Consider the following 539-nt stretch of genomic DNA (forward strand, 5'->3'; position numbering starts at 1 on the left):
CCTACAACGCCGTGTTCGGGCCGACGCTGAACGCCTTCGATCCGGCCCTGACCGCCGGAGGCTCGAGCGGCGGCGCGGCCGTTGCCCTGGCGCTCGACATGGTGCCCGTCGCCGATGGCAGCGACTTTGGCGGCTCGCTGCGCAACCCGGCCGCCTGGAACAATGTTTTTGGCTTCCGCCCGTCGCAAGGACTTGTTCCCGGCGGACCCGATTTCGAAGTCTTCCATGCGCAGATGGGCGTCGACGGGCCGATGGGCCGCAACGTCCGTGACATGGCACTGCTGCTCGATGTGCAGGCCGGTTACCACCCGCACGCGCCATTGTCCTACGAGAAACCCGGCTCGTTCCTCGAAGGGCTTGGAATACCCGCAACTGGTGGCCGCATCGCCTGGCTCGGTGATCTCGGCGGTCATCTGCCGGTTGAAACAGGCGTTCTCGGCCTGTGCGAGGCGGCACTTGGCCGCTTTGCGGAAGCGTCCTTCGCGACCGAGCCCCTGCTGCCGGATTTCGATTTCGAAGCGCTGTGGCAGGCCTTCGTG

General features: G+C 66.4%; 1 protein-coding gene. It reads left to right on the plus strand.

Features of this window, described 5'->3' with window-relative positions:
• The coding region (locus ENZ75_RS33780) for an amidase family protein (protein WP_245481373.1) at positions 1-539 on the plus strand (539 nt) is incomplete at both ends.

The sequence above is a fragment of the Mesorhizobium sp. M7A.F.Ca.CA.002.04.1.1 genome (assembly GCF_004022805.1).
Taxonomy (GTDB): Bacteria; Pseudomonadota; Alphaproteobacteria; order Rhizobiales; family Rhizobiaceae; genus Mesorhizobium; species Mesorhizobium ciceri.